The 16,646-nt window shown below is 66.7% G+C and carries 16 protein-coding genes; 3 read left to right on the forward strand and 13 right to left on the reverse strand.

The annotated features are described in order from the left end of the window. Position 1 precedes the first annotated feature (1 nt). The 3 genes from UCD39_RS01670 to UCD39_RS01680 all read right to left on the reverse strand — a co-directional run bounded on the left by UCD39_RS01670 (position 2) and on the right by UCD39_RS01680 (position 2,918). On the reverse strand, positions 2-751 hold the full coding sequence (locus tag UCD39_RS01670; protein WP_330494406.1) for a DUF72 domain-containing protein: 750 nt from the start codon (positions 749-751) through the stop codon (positions 2-4). Between the two features lie 134 nt (positions 752-885). Then, positions 886-1,743 (reverse strand): S-formylglutathione hydrolase, encoded by an 858-nt coding sequence (fghA, locus tag UCD39_RS01675; protein ID WP_330494407.1) that lies wholly within the window; start codon positions 1,741-1,743, stop codon positions 886-888. 65 nt (positions 1,744-1,808) lie between these two features. Continuing rightward, positions 1,809-2,918 (reverse strand): S-(hydroxymethyl)glutathione dehydrogenase/class III alcohol dehydrogenase, encoded by a 1,110-nt coding sequence (locus UCD39_RS01680; RefSeq protein ID WP_330494408.1) that lies wholly within the window; start codon positions 2,916-2,918, stop codon positions 1,809-1,811. Between the two features lie 165 nt (positions 2,919-3,083). Here UCD39_RS01680 and UCD39_RS01685 point away from each other — a divergent pair, with 165 nt between their 5' ends. Continuing rightward, positions 3,084-4,022, forward strand: coding sequence for a LysR family transcriptional regulator (locus UCD39_RS01685; RefSeq protein WP_330494409.1), 939 nt, complete (start codon positions 3,084-3,086; stop codon positions 4,020-4,022). A gap of 142 nt (positions 4,023-4,164) precedes the next feature. Here the strand turns inward: UCD39_RS01685 and UCD39_RS01690 are convergent, their stop codons facing one another. The 9 genes from UCD39_RS01690 to UCD39_RS01730 all read right to left on the reverse strand — a co-directional run bounded on the left by UCD39_RS01690 (position 4,165) and on the right by UCD39_RS01730 (position 14,138). Then, on the reverse strand, positions 4,165-4,659 hold the full coding sequence (locus UCD39_RS01690) for a hypothetical protein (protein ID WP_330494410.1): 495 nt from the start codon (positions 4,657-4,659) through the stop codon (positions 4,165-4,167). Between the two features lie 164 nt (positions 4,660-4,823). Beyond that, positions 4,824-5,144: a PIM8 family immunity protein gene (locus UCD39_RS01695; RefSeq protein WP_330494411.1), complete on the reverse strand. Its 321-nt coding sequence runs from the start codon at positions 5,142-5,144 to the stop codon at positions 4,824-4,826. Positions 5,145-5,172: 28 nt separating this feature from the next. Continuing rightward, positions 5,173-6,264, reverse strand: a complete 1,092-nt coding sequence (locus UCD39_RS01700; protein ID WP_330494412.1) for an ATP-binding protein — start codon at positions 6,262-6,264, stop codon at positions 5,173-5,175. 13 nt (positions 6,265-6,277) lie between these two features. Next, entirely contained in the window at positions 6,278-6,967 is a 690-nt protein-coding gene (locus tag UCD39_RS01705) for a response regulator (protein ID WP_330494413.1), read from the reverse strand. Between the two features lie 33 nt (positions 6,968-7,000). Continuing rightward, positions 7,001-8,434: an efflux transporter outer membrane subunit gene (locus UCD39_RS01710; protein WP_330494414.1), complete on the reverse strand. Its 1,434-nt coding sequence runs from the start codon at positions 8,432-8,434 to the stop codon at positions 7,001-7,003. Continuing rightward, positions 8,434-11,583, reverse strand: coding sequence for an efflux RND transporter permease subunit (locus tag UCD39_RS01715; RefSeq protein WP_330494415.1), 3,150 nt, complete (start codon positions 11,581-11,583; stop codon positions 8,434-8,436). Before UCD39_RS01715 ends, UCD39_RS01710 begins: the two co-directional genes overlap by 1 nt. A gap of 6 nt (positions 11,584-11,589) precedes the next feature. Continuing rightward, positions 11,590-12,753, reverse strand: a complete 1,164-nt coding sequence (locus tag UCD39_RS01720) for an efflux RND transporter periplasmic adaptor subunit (protein WP_330494416.1) — start codon at positions 12,751-12,753, stop codon at positions 11,590-11,592. Positions 12,754-12,960: 207 nt separating this feature from the next. Continuing rightward, positions 12,961-13,917 (reverse strand): MFS transporter, encoded by a 957-nt coding sequence (locus UCD39_RS01725; RefSeq protein ID WP_330494417.1) that lies wholly within the window; start codon positions 13,915-13,917, stop codon positions 12,961-12,963. A gap of 47 nt (positions 13,918-13,964) precedes the next feature. Continuing rightward, positions 13,965-14,138, reverse strand: coding sequence for a hypothetical protein (locus UCD39_RS01730; protein ID WP_330494418.1), 174 nt, complete (start codon positions 14,136-14,138; stop codon positions 13,965-13,967). A 246-nt stretch (positions 14,139-14,384) separates the two neighbouring features. Between UCD39_RS01730 and UCD39_RS01735 the strand changes: the two genes are divergently transcribed. Together UCD39_RS01735 and UCD39_RS01740 are read left to right on the forward strand one after the other, a co-directional pair. Continuing rightward, a complete protein-coding gene (locus UCD39_RS01735; protein WP_330494419.1) occupies positions 14,385-15,179 on the forward strand; it encodes an SDR family NAD(P)-dependent oxidoreductase in 795 nt (264 codons plus the stop codon). Between the two features lie 20 nt (positions 15,180-15,199). Continuing rightward, positions 15,200-16,225 carry an alpha/beta hydrolase gene (locus UCD39_RS01740; RefSeq protein ID WP_330494420.1) on the forward strand — a complete coding sequence of 342 codons (1,026 nt, stop codon included), beginning with the start codon at positions 15,200-15,202 and terminating at the stop codon, positions 16,223-16,225. Positions 16,226-16,258: 33 nt separating this feature from the next. Here the strand turns inward: UCD39_RS01740 and UCD39_RS01745 are convergent, their stop codons facing one another. After that, positions 16,259-16,624 (reverse strand): hypothetical protein, encoded by a 366-nt coding sequence (locus tag UCD39_RS01745; protein ID WP_330494421.1) that lies wholly within the window; start codon positions 16,622-16,624, stop codon positions 16,259-16,261. Between the last annotated feature and the right edge of the window lie 22 nt (positions 16,625-16,646).

The raw sequence follows: 16,646 nt of genomic DNA on the forward strand, positions 1-16,646 counted from the left end.
CTCAGCCCAGGCGCTCGATCAGGGCCATGGCGGCGGCGGGGTTGCGCACCTTGTAGCCGCTGATGACGTAGAGGTAGACGTCCTTGCCATCCGACGCCCAGGTCTTGGCCTTCTGCGCCCAGGCGTCCAGGGCGGCCTCGCTGTAGCCCTTCTCCTCCCCCTCCGTCGTGCCCATGATGCGGGCGTAGATGAAGGGGGCGGTGTCCACTTCGATTTCCGGATAGTCGCTGTCGGCGGCGTGGATGACGGCGACACCGTGCCGGCGCGCCAGCGCCGCGAACTGCGGATCGCGGAAGCTGTCGTGCCGCACCTCCACCGCGTGGCGCAGCGCCCGGCCCCCGGCCTCGGCCGGCAGGGCGGCCAGGAAGGCGCCGAAATCCTCAGGGTCGAACTTCTTGGTCGGCATGAACTGCCAATTGATGGGGCCCAGCTTGTCCCTCAGCTCCAGCACGCCGCTGTCGATGAAGCGCTGCACGGACTCCGCCGCCTCCGCCAGGACGCGGCGATTGGTGGTGAAGCGCGGGCCCTTGAGGGCGAAGACGAAGTCGTCCGGTGTCTCGTCATGCCACTTGGCGAAGCTCTCCGGCTTTTGCGAGCCGTAATAGGTGCCGTTGATCTCGATGGAGGTCAGCTGGCGGCTGGCATATTCCAGCTCCCGCTTCTGCGTCAGGCCATCGGGGTAGAAGGCGCCGCGCCAGGGCTCGTACGTCCAGCCGCCGATGCCCACGCGGATGCGGCCCTGCTTCGCCATCGTTCCCTCCTCACCTGTATCGCCTTGGCCCAACGGCCTGGACCGTCTCGCCGCCGCCCGACATGAAACGGGCGGCCCCGCCATAGGTGGGGCACGCCCGGGAAACGTCAACGGTGCTGGAAGACAGAACGCGCTCAGGCCTTCAGCCGTTCCGCGTGCCATTCCAGATGGTCGCGCATGAAGGTGGAGATGAAGAAGTAGGAATGGTCGTAGCCCTCCTGCAGCCGCAGGGTCAGGGGAATGCCGGCAGCGGCGCAGGCCTGGCGCAGCAGTTCCGGCCGCAGCTGGTTTTCCAGGAAGCTGTCGGCCGTGCCCTGGTCCACCAGCAAGTCGGGCACCCGCGCGCCGTCCTCGATCAGGGCGACGGTATCATGCCGACGCCAGGCGGCCGGGTCATCGCCCAGGTAGCCGGGCAGCGCCTTATGCCCCCACGGCACCTGGGTGGGGGCCACGATGGGCGCGAAGGCGGAGACGGACTTGAAGCGGCCGGGGTGGCGCAGCGCCACGGTCAGGGCGCCGTGACCGCCCATGGAATGGCCGGTGATGCCCTGGCGGTCCATGTCGACGGGGAAGTTGGCGGCCACCACCTCTGGCAATTCCTTGGTCACGTAGGACCACATGCGGAAATGCGGCGCCCAGGGCGCCTGGGTGGCATCAACGTAGAAGCCCGCCCCCTGGCCCATGTCCCAGGCGGTGTCGTCCGCCACGCCCTCGCCCCGGGGGCTGGTGTCGGGGCAGACGATGATCAGGCCCAGGTCGGCTGCCGCCTGGCGGAACTCCCCCTTGTCGGTGACGTTGGCGTGGGTGCAGGTCAGGCCCGACAGGTACCAGACCACGGGCAGCTTGGCGCCATCCCCCTCTGCTGCTTGGGCCACCTGCGGCGGCAGGAAGACGCTGAACACCATGGGCGTGCCGGTCTCGGCCGAAGCGTGGCGATAGACGCCCTGGGTCCCGCCGTGACTGCGGCTGGTGGATACGGTCTCAAGGGTCATGAGGTGACTCCAGACATGAGAAGACCGGGCGCGGCGGCCGCGCCCGGTCCTGACGGTGGATCAAATCAATACACCACCACCGAGCGGATGGACTCGCCGGCGTGCATGAGGTCGAAGCCCTTGTTGATCTCATCCAGGCTGAGGGTGTGGGTGATCATCGGGTCGATCTGGATTTTCCCGTTCATGTACCAGTCGACGATCTTCGGCACGTCGGTGCGACCGCGGGCGCCGCCGAAGGCCGACCCCTTCCACACGCGGCCGGTCACCAACTGGAAGGGACGGGTGGAGATTTCCTTGCCGGCCTCGGCCACGCCGATGACGACGGACACGCCCCAGCCGCGATGGCAGGCTTCCAGCGCCTGGCGCATCACCACGGTGTTGCCGGTGCAGTCGAAGGTGTAGTCGGCACCGCCCTCGGTCAGGGCCACCAGGTGCTGGACGATGTCGCCCTCCACCTTCTTCGGGTTCACGAAATGGGTCATACCGAAGCGGCGGCCCCATTCCTCCTTGCTGTCGTTGATGTCGACGCCGACGATCTTGTCGGCGCCCACCATCTTGGCGCCCTGGATGACGTTCAGGCCGATGCCTCCCAAGCCGAAGACGACGACGTTGGCGCCCGGCTCGACCTTCGCCGTCTTCACCACGGCGCCCACGCCCGTGGTGACACCGCAGCCGATATAGCAGGAGGTGTTGAAGGGCGCGTCCTCCCGGATCTTCGCCACGGCGATTTCCGGCAGCACCGTGAAGTTGGAGAAGGTGGAGCAGCCCATGTAATGGAAAATGGGCTGGCCCTTATAGCTGAAGCGGCTGGTGCCATCGGGCATCAGGCCCTTGCCCTGGGTGGCGCGGATGGCGGTGCACAGGTTGGTCTTGCCCGACAGGCAGGACTTACACTGGCGGCATTCCGGCGTGTACAGCGGGATGACGTGGTCGCCCGGCTTCACGCTGGTGACGCCCGGCCCCACCTCGCGCACGATGCCAGCGCCTTCATGGCCCAGGATGGAGGGGAACAGACCCTCGCTGTCCAGGCCGTCCAGCGTGTAGGCGTCGGTGTGGCAAATGCCGGTCGCCATGATCTCGACCAGGACCTCGCCCGTCTTCGGGCCCTCCAGGTCCACTTCCACGATTTCAAGGGGCTTCTTCGCCTCGAACGCCACGGCGGCACGGGTCTTCATGGGTGCGTTTCCTATCTGGTGCAGGATTAATGCCGGCACGATCCTCCGCCCAAGTAAGCGCCCGGGGCGGGGGAGACCGGTCCGTGAACCATCACCTTACGCCAAGGTGGGCGGTTTCGTCCGCCCGACTATAGTATCGCTTTCCCTGGCAACGGTGTTCTTTCCATGCTGATCGACAACCTGACCGACATCACCATCTTCATCCGCGTGGTCGCCACGGGCAGCCTGTCGGCGGCGGCGCGGGAGCTGGACCTGTCCTTGGCGGTGGTGTCCAAGCGGTTGGCGCGGCTTGAGGAACGGCTGGGCGTGCGCCTGGCCAACCGCACCACCCGGCGCTTCAGCCTGACGGATGAGGGTTTGGAGTTCCATGAGCGCTGTGTACGCATCGTGGCCGATTTGGAGGAGGCGCAGGATCTGGTGGCCAGCCGCCGGCGCGCCGCCACCGGCCTGCTGCGGGTGACGGCCACCGCCGCCTTCGCCCGCCGCCACATCGCCCCCCGCCTGCCCCGCTTCCACGCCCAATATCCCGACGTGCGGGTGCAGGTGCTGGTGACCGACACGGTGGTGGACCTGGTGGAGGCCGGCATCGACGTCGCCATCCGCCAGGCGGCCCTGCCCGACAGCAGCCTGATGGTGCGCATGTTGGCGCCCAACTACCGCGTCCCCTGCGCCGCCCCCGCCTATCTGGCCCAGCATGGCGAGCCGGCGACGCCGCAAGACCTGCTGCGCCACCACTGCATCGTCATGGGCGACCCGCCCATGTCCACCTGGCGTTTCTACTGCCGGGAAGCGGAGGGGGAGCCGGTGGCGGTGGAAATCCGCCCCCTGATCCAGACCAACGATGGCGAGGTCGGCCATGCCGCCGCCCTGGCCGGGTCCGGCATCGTCATGAAATCCATCTGGGACATCTGTGACGACCTGGCGACCGGCCGGCTGAAAGGCCTGCTGCCGCGCTACCACTCCCCGGCGCCCGCCATCCAGGCCGTCTACCCCGCCGGCCGCCACGCCGCCGCCAAGCTGCGCGCCTTCCTGGATTTCCTGTCGGCGGAACTGAAGGCCGACCCGTGCTGGGAGGTGGCTAATCGCGCAGCCCGGAATGCATAGGAAATTAATTAATGTTGAGTGCGCCGAGATCACCTGGCGGCATCGGCCGCGACGGTGGGGTTGATGACGTTGCGGGCAATATCAGCCACGACTCCAGAGGGGAATCACGCCCAAAGGCGATTCCAATTCCCGTCGATCTATTCTAGTCGCCCGTACACTTTTCAAAAACGAACGCGGAAGGAGAATATGGGGATTTACTAAAACGAAAACCGCCCACGAATTCAGGTATAATTATATAATGAGGCGCAATCGAATCAGCTTTCGGCGGTTGATCTGGAATCTTTCCATTCAAATCCATTGCTATAAACTGGGCAACCCCATGAGGTCGCGGGTCACCGTCAGAAGGCGAATGCCAGTCCTTAACAGTAAGATCTGTAGTCGATATTAAGGATATCCTAGCCGTCGTTCCCTGGTCAAAAAAGTACCAAATTTCCTCCCCTTTTATACCGTTCTGAATATGAATACCAACATCCGAAGAGATCTCTTCTTTTCCTTTGAGATCTACAAAATCCAACTTATATAGAGGAGAAGAAGCAGAAACATAATGAGCATTGATTGTTTTACAGGGCTTTTCGGCCGCCAGCGTGGTAACCGGCGCCGCTAGGAAAACCGTGCAAATCAATATTCTCAGAAACATGGCACCCCCCAGAGAGTTGAGCGTGTAAAATATTTACCACTAAAACACATTTATCCACTAAAACACATTTATCAATGAAAATTATATGCGTTATACCAGCGGCCTAAATTACTGAAACGTTTGCCCAATGGCGCGAGGTGATGGAAGTTATGCGCTCTGGGGAGTTAATTTCTGCTGAATTCCCTGCGGTAAAATGCAAATAATTTTGCCTCTTCATCAACAACATGATACTTAATTCTATCCAATTGGTGCGATGACATATTATATATTGTGATCAGGCTCGATGACATGAAATTGGCGTTGCCGAGTTCAATCTCGGCAACGCCAATGAATTCAATCTCAATGGATGGCGAGTTTTCTTCATAGCCATTAAAAAGATGAATTTTGACGTCTAGCCGGAATCCGCCGTCATCTGTTCTGATCCTATTGACGTGGATATTTCTCACAAACCCCACGAAGCTGAGATCGTCGATCTGATCATTCATGAGAATGCCCCTATAATGCATGCCGTGGTCACGCCCCCGCCGGCAGCCTGATCTCAAAGGCCACGCCCTGGGGCGTCACCGGTTCGGCGCGCACGTCGCCGCCATGGGCGCGGGCGATGGCTTGGACGACGGCCAGGCCCAGGCCGGTGCCGCCGCTGATGCGGGCGCGGGATTCATCGGCGCGCCAGAAAGGATCAAAGGCGTGGGTTTCCATGCCCGGGGGCAGGCCGGGGCCCTCATCCACGACGCGCAGGACGACGCTGGCGCCCTCCAGGCCGGTCGTCACCCGGGCCCGGCCCGGGGCGGCGTAGCGGCGGGCATTCTCCAGCAGGGCCAGCAGGGCCTGGCGCACGCGGGCGCCGTCGGCAGAGACCTGGACAGGCCGCAACTCCGTCTCGATGGTCAAGCCGGCGGCGGTGCAGCTGGGCCCCACCAGCGCCACCACGGCCGCCGCCTCAGCCGCCACGTCCACCTGGTCGCGGCGCAGTTCCAGGCGCCCGCTCTGCGCCAGGGTCAGCAGCTTCAGGTCGTCGACGATGCGGGTCAGCAGGTCGACCTGCCCGACCAGGCCATGGAACGCCGCTGTGTCGGGGGTGAAGACGCCATCGGCATAACCTTGCAGGCGGCCCCGCAGGATGGTCAGCGGCGTGCGCAGCTCATGCGCGATGGCGACGTTCCAGGTGCGCATCTCGATGACGGCGCGTTCCAGCTGCGCGGCCATGGCGTTGAAGTCCTGGACCAGTTGCCGGGTTTCCTGGAAGGCGCTGGCGTCCACCTGGGCGCGCGCGGTCAGGTCGCCGCCAGCGATGCGCTGCGCCGCTCCGGCGACGGCATCCAGGGGGGCGATCAGCCGGCGGGCGAAGCGCACCGCCACCCGGGCGGCCAGGGCCACGCCCAGCATGCCCAGCACCGCCGTGACCGTCCAATCCATCACACGCTGCCAGATCCCCGGCGGATGGTGGAGGACCTCGGGCCACAGGCGGAAGACCACGGTGAAGAAGGTGGTGATGCCCGCGGTCATAAGCACCAGCGCCAGGCCCGTGACCGCGGCCATGGACAGCACCAGCTGGCGGTTCAGGCCGGTGATTCGCCGCAGGCCCCGGAAATCCCCCAGTCTCATGGTCATCCCCCTGTCAGAGCGGCGGGCCCAGGCGATAGCCCACGCCCCGCACCCCTTCCATGAAACCGCCGGCCCCGGCCGCCTGCAGCTTGCGCCGGATGTTGCTGGCATGGCTGTCGATGGTGCGCTCCAGCGTGTCCCCTTCCGGCAGGCAGGCATCGATCAGTTCCGCCCGGGTGAAGGCGCGGGTCGGGGCCCGCATCATGTGGGCCAGGATGCGGAACTCCGTCAGCGTCAGATCCAGCCGGCCCCGCCCCGCGTCGGTGGTCACCGTTGCCATATGGGCGGTGAGGTCCAGCTCCAGCGGTCCCAGGCGCAGCAGGGTCTGACCTTCGGCCGACCGGGTGCGGCGCAGCACGGCCTTCACCCGGGCCACCACCTCCAGCGGGTTGAACGGCTTCACGATATAGTCGTCAGCGCCGATGCGCAGGGCCTGCAGCTTGTCCAGGTCCTCGCTCAGCGCCGTCACCATGATGACGGGCGTATCGCCCCGTCGGCGCAGCTCCGCCAGCACCTCGTAGCCATCGACCTTGGGCATCTTGACGTCCAGGATGACCAGGTCGGGCGGCAGGGCCCGATGCAGGTCCAGCGCCACCTGGCCGTTGATGGCGGTGACGGTGCGCAAGCCCTCCCGCTCCAGATAGCCTTGCAGGATGCTGGCGATCTCGGGCTCGTCCTCGGCAATCAGCACCAGGGAACTCATCGCGTCACCCCTTCACCGCCGTCTCCGGCGGGGTCATTTGATGCCGCCGCCCAGCACCTGGTACAGGGTGACCAGGTTGCTGGCGTCCGTCAGGCGGACCGAAACCAGGGTCTGCTGCGCGGAATACAGGGTGCGTTGCGCGTCCAGGGCGTTCAGGTAGCTGTCCGCCCCTTGCGCGTAGCGGGCCTGGGACAGGTCGTAGCTGGTCTGGGCGCTGCGGACCGTGGCCTGCTGGGCGTCCAATTGCTCGGCGATGGTGCCGCGGCGGGCCAGCGCGTCCGCCACCTCCCTGAACGCGGTCTGGATGGTCTTCTCATACGTCGCCACCGCCGCCTGCTGCGTGGCCTTGGCATAGTCCAGGTTGGCCTGGTTGGCGCCATTGTCGAAGATGGGGACCGACACGGACGGCGTGAAGCTCAGCGACTGCGACCGGGCCTGGAACAGGTTGCCGAAGGCGGAACTGGCGAAACCGGCCGCCGTCGTCAGGCTGACGGTGGGGAAGAAGGCGGCGCGGGCCGCCCCGATATTGGCGTTGGCCGCCTTGAGGCTGTGTTCCGCCGACAGCACGTCCGGCCGGTTCAGCAGCACGTCGGTGCTCATGCCCGCCGGCAGGGCCGCCAGGGTGAAGACACGGCCCTCGATCCCGTCCGGCAGGCGGGCGGGGTCCACCGGCGCACCCGTCAGGATCTCCAGCGCGTTCAGATCCTGCGCCACCTGGGTGGTGTAGCTGGCGACGTTGGCGCGGGCGGTCTGATAGACGGTGTCGGCCTCCGCCGCGTCCAACCGGGTGGCGACACCGTTGGTGAGGCGCTTGCGCGTCACCTCCGCCGAGCGCTGGGCGCTTTCCATCGTCGTCTGGGCGATGCGCAGCAGGCTCTTGTCGGCGGCGTAGGTGATGTAGGCGGTGGCGACCTCGGAAATCAGGCTGATGCGGGTGGCCCGCGCCGTTTCCTCCTGCGCCAGGTAGGTTTCCAGTTCGGCCCGGGTCAGGCTGGCGACGCGGCCGAACAGGTCGGCCTCGAAGGCGCTGACGCCGATGCCGGCGGACAGCGACTTGGTCTCCCGCCGCGTGCCGCCGGCGCCCGTGCGGCTGTAACCGGCGCTGCCCGTGGCATCCACCGTGGGCAGCCGCGCCGCGTCCTGCACCTGATACTTGGCCCGGGCGGCCAGCACGTTCTGCACCGCCACTCGCAGGTCCCGGTTGTTGTCCAGCGCCTGCCCGACGACGGCGCGCAGGTCGGCATCGACGAAGAAGTCCTGCCACCCCGTCTCCGCTGCCCCCTTTTCCGCCGCGACATTCGCCGCCACTGGCACACCTGCCGCCGGCGCGGCGTAGGCCTCACCCTTGGGCCAAGCGGCTGGAACCGGGGCGGCCGGGCGTTGGTAATCCGGGTCCAGGGAAATACAGCCCGTCAGCAGGCCCAGAACCAACAGGGACGGGGCGCTACGCATGAGTCCGCGCGTCATCACACGCCCTCCGACTGGGTATCTTCCTTGGGCCCGCCACCATGCTTGCCAGCGAGGTCGCCGCCGAACAGCTTGCGCACCAGGACGTAAAACAGGGGCACGAAGAAGATGGCCAGCACCGTGGCCGAGACCACGCCGCCCACCACGCCGGTGCCGATGTCGTTCTGGCTGCCCGCACCGGCCCCGGTGGCCAGCGCCAGGGGCAGCACGCCCGCGACGAAGGCCAGCGAGGTCATGAGGATGGGCCGCAGGCGCAGGCGGGCGCCCTCAATGGCGGCGCGCACCGTAGGCACGCCCCGTTTCTCCGCCGCCTCCGCGAACTCCACGATCAGGATCGCGTTCTTGGCCGACAGGCCGATGGTGGTCAGCAGGCCCACCTGGAAATAGATGTCGTTGCTGAGGCCGCGCAGGGTCGCCGCCGTGACGGCGCCCAGGACGCCCAGCGGGATGACCAGCAGCACCGACACCGGGATGGACCAGCTTTCGTACAGCGCCGCCAGGCAGAGGAAGACCACCAGGATGGACAGGGCGTACAGCATGGGCGCCTGGCCGCTGGACAACCGCTCCTGATAGGACAGGCCGCTCCACGACAGGCTGGTGCCCGGCGGCAGCTGGCCCACCAGCCTCTCCATGGTGTTCATGGCGTCGCCGGAGCTGGTGTCACCCGCCGCGGCACCCTGGATTTCCAGGGCGGCCAGGCCGTTGAACCGCTGCAGCTGCGGCGGCCCCATCTCCCAGCGGGCCTTGGCGAAGGCGGTGAAGGGCGCCATGGTGCCGCTGGAGCCCTTGACGTACCAGGCCGCCAGATCTTCCGGCGAGGAGCGATAGGGCGCATCGGCCTGGACATAGACGCGCTTCACACGCCCCCGGTCGATGAAGTCGTTGACGTAGTTGGACCCCCACGCCCCGCTCAGCGTGCTGGTCACATCGCTGATGGACAGGCCCAGGGCCGTCGCCTTGGCCTGGTCGATATCGATCTTCAGTTGGGGCGTGTCGTCCAGGCCGTTGGGACGGACGGCCTGCAGGGTCTTGTCCTGCGCCGCCAGGCCCAGCAACTGGTTGCGGGCGGCCATCAGACCGGCATGGCCCAGCGTGCCGTTATCCTGCAGCCACATGTCGAAGCCGTTGGATTGGCCCAGGCCCTGGATGGACGGCGGAATGAGGGAAAAGATTTGCGCGTCGCGGACGCTGGACAGGCTCTTGGTCGCGCGGGCGGCGATGGCCTGCGCCTTGTTTTCCGGCCCCGGCCGCAGGCTCCAGTCCTTCAGCGCCAGGAAGGCCATGCCAGCGTTCTGGCCCGACCCGGCGAAACTGAACCCGGCCACAGTGAACAGCGTGCGCACCGTGTCCTTCTCATTCTCCAGGAAATACTTCTCGATGGCGCGGGACACCTGGTCGGTGCGGGCATAAGTGGCTCCCACCGGCAGGGTGTACTGCACCATGACGCTGCCCTGGTCCTCGTCGGGCAGGAAGCTGGTCGGCAGGCGGACGAACAGCAGGGCCATGGCGCCGACAATGACGCCATAGGTCAGCATGAACAGGGCCGGCCGGCCGATGATGCCCCCCAAGCGGCGGGCGTAGCCGTCCTGCCCCCGGTCGAAAGTGCGGTTGAACCAGCCGGCCAGGCCCTTGGTATGGCCGTGGCCATTGGGCTTGAGCAGGGTGGCGCACAGCGCCGGCGACAGCACCAGGGCCACCACCACCGACAGCGCCATGGCCGAGACGATGGTGATGGAGAACTGGCGATAGATCACGCCGACGGAACCGCCAAAGAAGGCCATGGGCAGGAACACGGCCGACAGCACCATGGCGATGCCCACCAGGGCGCCGGTGATCTCTTCCATGGATTTGGCCGTGGCCTCATAGGGCGACAGCTTCTCCTCACGCATGATGCGCTCGACGTTCTCCACCACGACGATGGCGTCGTCCACCAGCAGGCCGATGGCCAGCACCATGGCGAAAAGCGTCAGGGTGTTGATGGAGTAGCCGGCCGCCGACAGCACGCCGAAGGTGCCCAGCAGCACCACGGGCACGGCGATGGCCGGGACCAGCACCGCCCGCCAACTCTGCAGGAAGACGAACATCACAATGACCACCAGGATGATGGCCTCGATCAGGGTCTTGATCACCTCATGGATGGACAGCTTCACGAAGGCGGTGCTGTCGCGGGGATAGGCGATCTTGTAACCGGCGGGGAAGCTGTGGGCCATGGCCTCCACCTTGGCCTTCACGGCCGCGGCGGTCTTCATGGCATTGGCGCCGGAGGCCAGTTGCAGGGCCATGCCCGAGGCCGGGTGGCCGTTCAACCGGGTGCTGACGCTGTAATCCTCGTTGCCCAGTTCCACCCGCGCCACGTCGCTGAGGTGCACGGTGGCGCCGTCGGTCAACGTCTTGACGATGATGTTGCGGAACTGGTCCGGCGTCTGCAGCCGGGACATGGCGGTGACGGTGGCGTTCAGCTGCTGGGTGGCGGCGGAGGGCCGGGCGCCGATCTCACCCGCCGTCACCTGGGTGTTCTGCGCCTGGATGGCGGATTCGATATCCGCCGGCATCAGGCCATAGCTGTGCAGCTTGTGCGGGTCCAGCCAGATGCGCATGGCGTATTGCGAGCCGAACACGCGGGTGGCGCCCACGCCGCTGACGCGGCTCAACGGGTCTTGCAGGTTGCTGACCAGGAAGTCGGCCACATCGGCGCTGGTCGCCTTGTCCGTCTCGTCATAGACGGAGACGACCATCAGGAAATCGGTCTGCGCCTTGGCGACGGTGATGCCCTGCTGCTGCACCTGGGTGGGCAGGCGGCTGGTGGCCTGCGACACCTTGTTCTGCACCTGCACCTGGGCCACGTCGGGATTGGTGCCCTGCTCGAACGTCACGCTGATGCTGGCGTCGCCGTCGGAGCTGCTGCTGGAACTGAAGTACAGCAGGTGGTCGATGCCGGTCAGCTGCTGTTCCAGGACCTGCACCACGCTGCTCTCCACCGCCTCGGCCGAGGCGCCGGGGTAGGAGGCGCTGATCGAGACGGAGGGTGGGGCGATGTCCGGGTATTGCGAGATCGGCAGGGTGAAGATGGCCAGCACGCCGAACAGCATGATGACGATGGCGATGACCCAGGCGAAGATCGGCCGGTCGATGAAATAGCGTGCGAACATGGCGCCTTACTTCCCGCTGCCCGATGTGGGGGCCTTGGCGGACAGGTCGACCTCCACCGGCGTCACCGCCTGGCCGACCCTGGCCTTCATCGACCCCTCGACGATCAGGCGGTCACCCTCCTTCAGGCCATCGGTCACCAGCCACTTGTCGCCCACCGTGCGGTCCACGGTCAGCAGGCGCTGCTCCACCTTGTTGTCGGCGGTCACCACCAGGGCGATGGGTTCGCTCTTGGGATTGCGCGACACGCCCTGCTGCGGCGCCAGGATGGCGTTGGACATCACCCCCTGTTCCACGGTCGTGCGCACATACATCCCCGGCAGCAGCATTTCCTGAGGGTTGGGGAACAAGGCGCGCAGGGTCACGGCGCCGGAATCCTGGTCCACGGACACCTCGGCGAACTTCAAGGTGCCGGGGGTGGGATAGGCGGTGCCGTCCTCCAGCTTCAGGGTCGCCTGCGCGTCCCCCTTGCCCAGGCCGCCGGACATCAGGCGCCGCTTCAGCGTCGTCATCTCCATGCTGGATTGGGTGATGTCGACGTAGATGGGGTCCAGCTGGGTGATGGTGGCCAGCGCCGTCGTCTGGTCCGCCGTCACCAGCGCGCCCTCCGTGATGCTGGACCGGCCGATGCGCCCGCTGATGGGGGCGGTGATGCGGGTATAGTCCAGGTTCACCTTGGCGGCCTTCACCGCTGCCCGGTCGGCGACGATGGTGGCCTGGCCCTGCTGATAGGCGGCGCGGGCGTCGTCGTAATCCTGGCGGCTGACGCCCTCGACCTTCACCAGTTCGGCATAGCGCTCGGCCTTGGATTTCAGGCTGATCAGGTTGGCCTCGGCGTTGGCCAGATTGCCCTGGGCCTGCTCATAGGCCGCCTCATAAGGCGCGGGGTCGATCTGGTAGAGCAGCTGGCCCGCCTGGACCAGGGCGCCCTCCTCGAACAGGCGCTTCTGGATGATACCGGCCACCTGCGGCCGGACGTCGGAGACGCGATGGGCGCTGGTGCGGCCCGCCAGTTCGGCCTTCAGAGGCACCGTCTGGGTGTGCAGGACAACGTAACCCACCTGCGGCGGCGGCGGGGCCGCCGCCTCCTGTTTCTTGTCGCACGCCGTCAGGACCAGCAGGCTCAGCAGGGTGGCGCCCACGGGGGCCGAAAAACTCAGTCGCTTCAACATCTCGGTCGTCATCCTGACGGTTACGGCGGCCATGGAATGATGGGCACCCCGGCGCCCACGACACCGGGTGCCGGGGCCAGGATAGCAAAATGGCCAGTAATCCGAGATGGGGTACGCGAGCTTCGTGGAGATTATGTGGAGGGCCGGTCCACACGGCGTGGGCCGGCCCCTTCCGATCCCATTTTCCAAATCACCCCAAGGTATTGGTCAGCACGATGCCGCCGCCACCTTCAGGCTGGCCGCCGCGCGCCGGTCCTGGGCCCAGCCCAGCAGGGCCAGCAACAGGCCGCCACCGGCCACGGCGGCGCCGGCAAAGGCCACCGCCTCATAGCCGAAGCCGCCATCGATCACCAGGCCGCCCAGGAAGGCGCCGCCGGCGTTGCCCAGGTTGAAAGCGCCGATATTGAGCGAGGCCGCCAGGTTGGGCGCGTCGCCGGCCTTTTCCAGCACCCGCATCTGCAGGGGCGGAACGGTGGCGAAGGCGGCCACGCCCCAGACGAACAGGGTGGCGATGGACGCCGCCGCGTTGTGCATGGTGATGGAGAATACGGCCAGCACCAGGCCCAGCAACGCCAGCACGCCGACCAGGGTGGGCATCAGGGCCCGGTCCGCCAGCTTGCCGCCCAGCATGTTACCCAGGGTCAGGCCCAGGCCGAAGACCAGCAGGGCGCTGGTGACGGCGGTGGGGGACAACCCCGCGGCCTGTTCCAGGATGGGGGTGATGTAGGTGAAGACCAGGAACACCCCGCCGAAACCCAGCACGGTGGTGGCCAGGGCCACCAGCACGGCCGGCCGCTTCAGTACCGCGACCTCCGCCGCCAGGCTGCCCGGCTCCGACGCCGCCACCGGCGGCACCAGCGCCGCCACGGCAGCCGTCGCCACCAGGCCCAGGCCGGCCACGGCCCAGAAGGTGGCGCGCCAGCCGAAATGCTGGCCGATTAGGGTGCCCAGCGGCACACCCAGGATGTTGGCCAGGGTCAGGCCGGTGAACATCAGGGCGATGGCGCTGGCGCGCCGCTCCGCCGGCACCAGGCTGGCGGCGACGACGGAGCCGATGCCGAAGAAGGACCCGTGGGTGAAGCTGGCGACGATGCGCGCCACCATCAGCAGGGTGTAACTGGTGGACAGCGCGGCCAGGACGTTGCCCACGATGAACAGGCCCATCAGGCTGATCAGCAGGACCTTTCGCGGCAGCTCACCCGTGGTCAGGGTCAGGAGGGGGCGCCGATCACCACGCCCAGGGCGTAGCCGGAAATGAGCAGGCCGGCCACGGGGATGGAAACGCCCAGGTCCATCGCCACATCGGGCAGCAGGCCCATGATGACGAATTCCGTGGTGCCGATGGCGAACGCCGCGGCCGCCAGGGCGAAAAGGGGAAGGGGCATGGCTATCACTCCGCCTCATGCGATCGGCCGCACGGGAAAAAACCGCGTCGGCGACCTATCTGTTTGGTGTCGCCCCCACCCTCGCCCCTTTCGCGCATGCGAAAAACGGGATGCTTATGGAAACACTCTTCACGTTTTGGAAAGAGTGATTTGGCAACAGCGCCCATTCTTGCCGCCCGCCGCCGGTGCTACATCAAGGGCCATGCACGGCGCCGCATCCGACGCCCTTCCTGATGGAGAAAAATCATGCAGATCGACTTGAAGGGCCAGACGGCCATCGTCACCGGGTCCACCGCCGGCATCGGCTTCGCCATCGCCCTGGGGCTGGCCAAGGCCGGCGCCTCCCTCATCCTGAACGGCCGCAGCCAGGCCACCGTCACCGCCGCCGTGGCCAAGCTGAATGAGCTGGTGCCCGGCGCCGACGCGCGGGGCGTGGCCGCCGACGTCAGCACGGCGGAGGGGGCGGCCGCCCTGCTGGAGGCGGTGCCCCAGGCCGACATCCTGGTCAACAACGCCGGCATCTTCGAGCCCAAGGACTTCTTCGAGACGCCGGATGAGGACTGGACCCGCATGTTCGAGGTCAACGTCCTGTCGGGCGTGCGCCTGTCCCGCGCCTATCTTAAGGGCATGCTGGAACGCAACCAGGGCCGTGTCATCTTCATCTCCTCCGAATCCGGGCTGAACATCCCGGTGGAGATGATCCACTACGGCTTCAGCAAGACGGCCCAGCTGGCGGTGTCGCGCGGCCTGGCCAAGCTGACGCGCGGCAGCAAGGTCACCGTCAACGCCGTCCTGCCCGGCCCCACCCTGTCGGAAGGGGTGGAGGCCATGCTGAAGGACCAGGTGGCCAAGACCGGCAAGCCGATCGAGGAGGTCGGGGCCGACTTCGTGCGCGCCTTCCGCCCCACCTCGCTGATCCAGCGGACCGCGACGGTGGAGGAGGTGGCGAACATGGTGGTCTACGCTTGCTCCCCCCAAGCGTCGGCCACCAATGGTGCCGCCCTGCGCGTGGACGGCGGCGTGGTCGACTTCATCGCCTGATACCGGAAGGGCCATCCCTCATGCGGCGCTTTATTCCCCTGATCCTGGCGGCCGCCCTGGCCGCCAGCCCCGCTGTCTCCACCACGGCGGGGACCTCCACCGTCGCCCCGGCGGCGGCGGAGCCCATCGGCATCGCGCTGGAGGGATGGCCCTATCCCTTCCCCGTCAGTTATTTCGAGTTCGTGGCGGAGGGGCAGACCCTGCGTCAGGCCTATATGGACGTGGCGCCCACCGGCAAAGCGAATGGCCGCGTGGCCCTGCTGTTCCACGGCCGCAATTTCCCCGCCAGCTATTGGGACACGGTCATCCGCGCCTTCACCAATGACGGCTACCGCGTCATCGCCACCGACCAGATTGGCTTCGGCAAATCCTCCAAGCCCGACCTGCCCTACAGCTTCGATTTCTTCGCCGCCAACAGCGCCGCCCTCCTGGACAGCCTGGGTATCGCCCAAGTCGATCTGGTGGGCCATTCCATCGGCGGCATGCTGGCGGCCCGCTTCACCCGCACCTATCCGGAGCGGGTGCGCCGGCTGGTGCTGGAGGCGCCGGTGGGGCTGGAGGATTACCGCATGACCGTGCCCCCGGTCAGCGACGCCTTCCTCTATGACCGCGAGTACGCCCTGTCCGCCGACGCCTACCGCGACTTCCTGAAGAACAGCTATTCCCTGTCCGTGCCGGTGGCGGCGATCGAGCCCTTCGTCAGCTTACGCGAACGGCTGAAGGCCAGCGGCGAGTATCCGCGCTGGGTGACGTCCTTCATCAAGTCCTATCAGATGATCCACGATCAGCCGGTGGTGCATGAATACCCGCTGATCGCCACCCCCACCCTGTTCATCATGGGCGCCGCCGACCACAACGCGCCAGGCAAGCCCTACACCACCAAGGAATTGGGCGCCGGCATGGGCCACAACGCCGACAACGCCAAGGCCATCGCCGCGACCATGCCCAACGCCCGGGTGGTGGTGTTCGACGGCGTCGGCCATCTGGTCCACCTGGAACGGCCGGACGTGTTCAACAGGACGGCATTGGAGTTTTTGGATCAATAGTTCCCGGACCGGTAATTACTGGGCCGCCGGGGGTCACAGATCGTCGTAGAGCGTACCCTCTTCCTGGGGTCGCGGCGCCTGACGGGCCGGCGCCTCCTGCCGATGTCCGCCAGCCCGTGCCGCCGCCGCATCCGCGCGCACGGCGGCCAGCGGGCGGTCATCCACCATCACGTCCTCATCGGTATCGGGACCAGGATCGCTCTCCGGCTTCAAGCCGGCGTTGCGCAGCCATTCTCCGCACCAGTCGGTGGACAGCGTGGTGGGGAAGACGCCCGCCGGCGCCCGGTCCGTCACCACCGGCGGATAGCGCCGGCACTGCCCCTTGGGGCCCCGCTCCCGCACGCCGCCGCCCAGCCAATGGCGGCAGGTATAACAAATCTCGGAACGGCGGACGGCCATGGGACCAGGCTTTCGGCTGCGG

Source organism: Nitrospirillum karajorum, from assembly GCF_036348415.1.
Taxonomy (GTDB): domain Bacteria; phylum Pseudomonadota; class Alphaproteobacteria; order Azospirillales; family Azospirillaceae; genus Nitrospirillum; species Nitrospirillum amazonense_B.

Excerpts from the sequence above, each read along its gene's own strand:
- UCD39_RS01700 (WP_330494412.1), bottom strand. The coding sequence starts at position 6,264 with ATGAGACTGGGGGATTTCCGGGGCCTGCGGCGAATCACCGGCCTGAAC.
- fghA (WP_330494407.1), bottom strand. The coding sequence starts at position 1,743 with ATGACCCTTGAGACCGTATCCACCAGCCGCAGTCACGGCGGGACCCAG.
- UCD39_RS01710 (WP_330494414.1), bottom strand. The coding sequence starts at position 8,434 with ATGACGCGCGGACTCATGCGTAGCGCCCCGTCCCTGTTGGTTCTGGGC.
- UCD39_RS01705 (WP_330494413.1), bottom strand. The coding sequence starts at position 6,967 with ATGAGTTCCCTGGTGCTGATTGCCGAGGACGAGCCCGAGATCGCCAGC.
- UCD39_RS01740 (WP_330494420.1), top strand. The coding sequence starts at position 15,200 with ATGCGGCGCTTTATTCCCCTGATCCTGGCGGCCGCCCTGGCCGCCAGC.
- UCD39_RS01730 (WP_330494418.1), bottom strand. The coding sequence starts at position 14,138 with ATGCCCCTTCCCCTTTTCGCCCTGGCGGCCGCGGCGTTCGCCATCGGC.
- UCD39_RS01685 (WP_330494409.1), top strand. The coding sequence starts at position 3,084 with ATGCTGATCGACAACCTGACCGACATCACCATCTTCATCCGCGTGGTC.
- UCD39_RS01680 (WP_330494408.1), bottom strand. The coding sequence starts at position 2,918 with ATGAAGACCCGTGCCGCCGTGGCGTTCGAGGCGAAGAAGCCCCTTGAA.
- UCD39_RS01695 (WP_330494411.1), bottom strand. The coding sequence starts at position 5,144 with ATGAATGATCAGATCGACGATCTCAGCTTCGTGGGGTTTGTGAGAAAT.
- UCD39_RS01690 (WP_330494410.1), bottom strand. The coding sequence starts at position 4,659 with ATGTTTCTGAGAATATTGATTTGCACGGTTTTCCTAGCGGCGCCGGTT.
- UCD39_RS01720 (WP_330494416.1), bottom strand. The coding sequence starts at position 12,753 with ATGTTGAAGCGACTGAGTTTTTCGGCCCCCGTGGGCGCCACCCTGCTG.
- UCD39_RS01725 (WP_330494417.1), bottom strand. The coding sequence starts at position 13,917 with ATGGGCCTGTTCATCGTGGGCAACGTCCTGGCCGCGCTGTCCACCAGT.
- UCD39_RS01745 (WP_330494421.1), bottom strand. The coding sequence starts at position 16,624 with ATGGCCGTCCGCCGTTCCGAGATTTGTTATACCTGCCGCCATTGGCTG.
- UCD39_RS01735 (WP_330494419.1), top strand. The coding sequence starts at position 14,385 with ATGCAGATCGACTTGAAGGGCCAGACGGCCATCGTCACCGGGTCCACC.
- UCD39_RS01715 (WP_330494415.1), bottom strand. The coding sequence starts at position 11,583 with ATGTTCGCACGCTATTTCATCGACCGGCCGATCTTCGCCTGGGTCATC.
- UCD39_RS01670 (WP_330494406.1), bottom strand. The coding sequence starts at position 751 with ATGGCGAAGCAGGGCCGCATCCGCGTGGGCATCGGCGGCTGGACGTAC.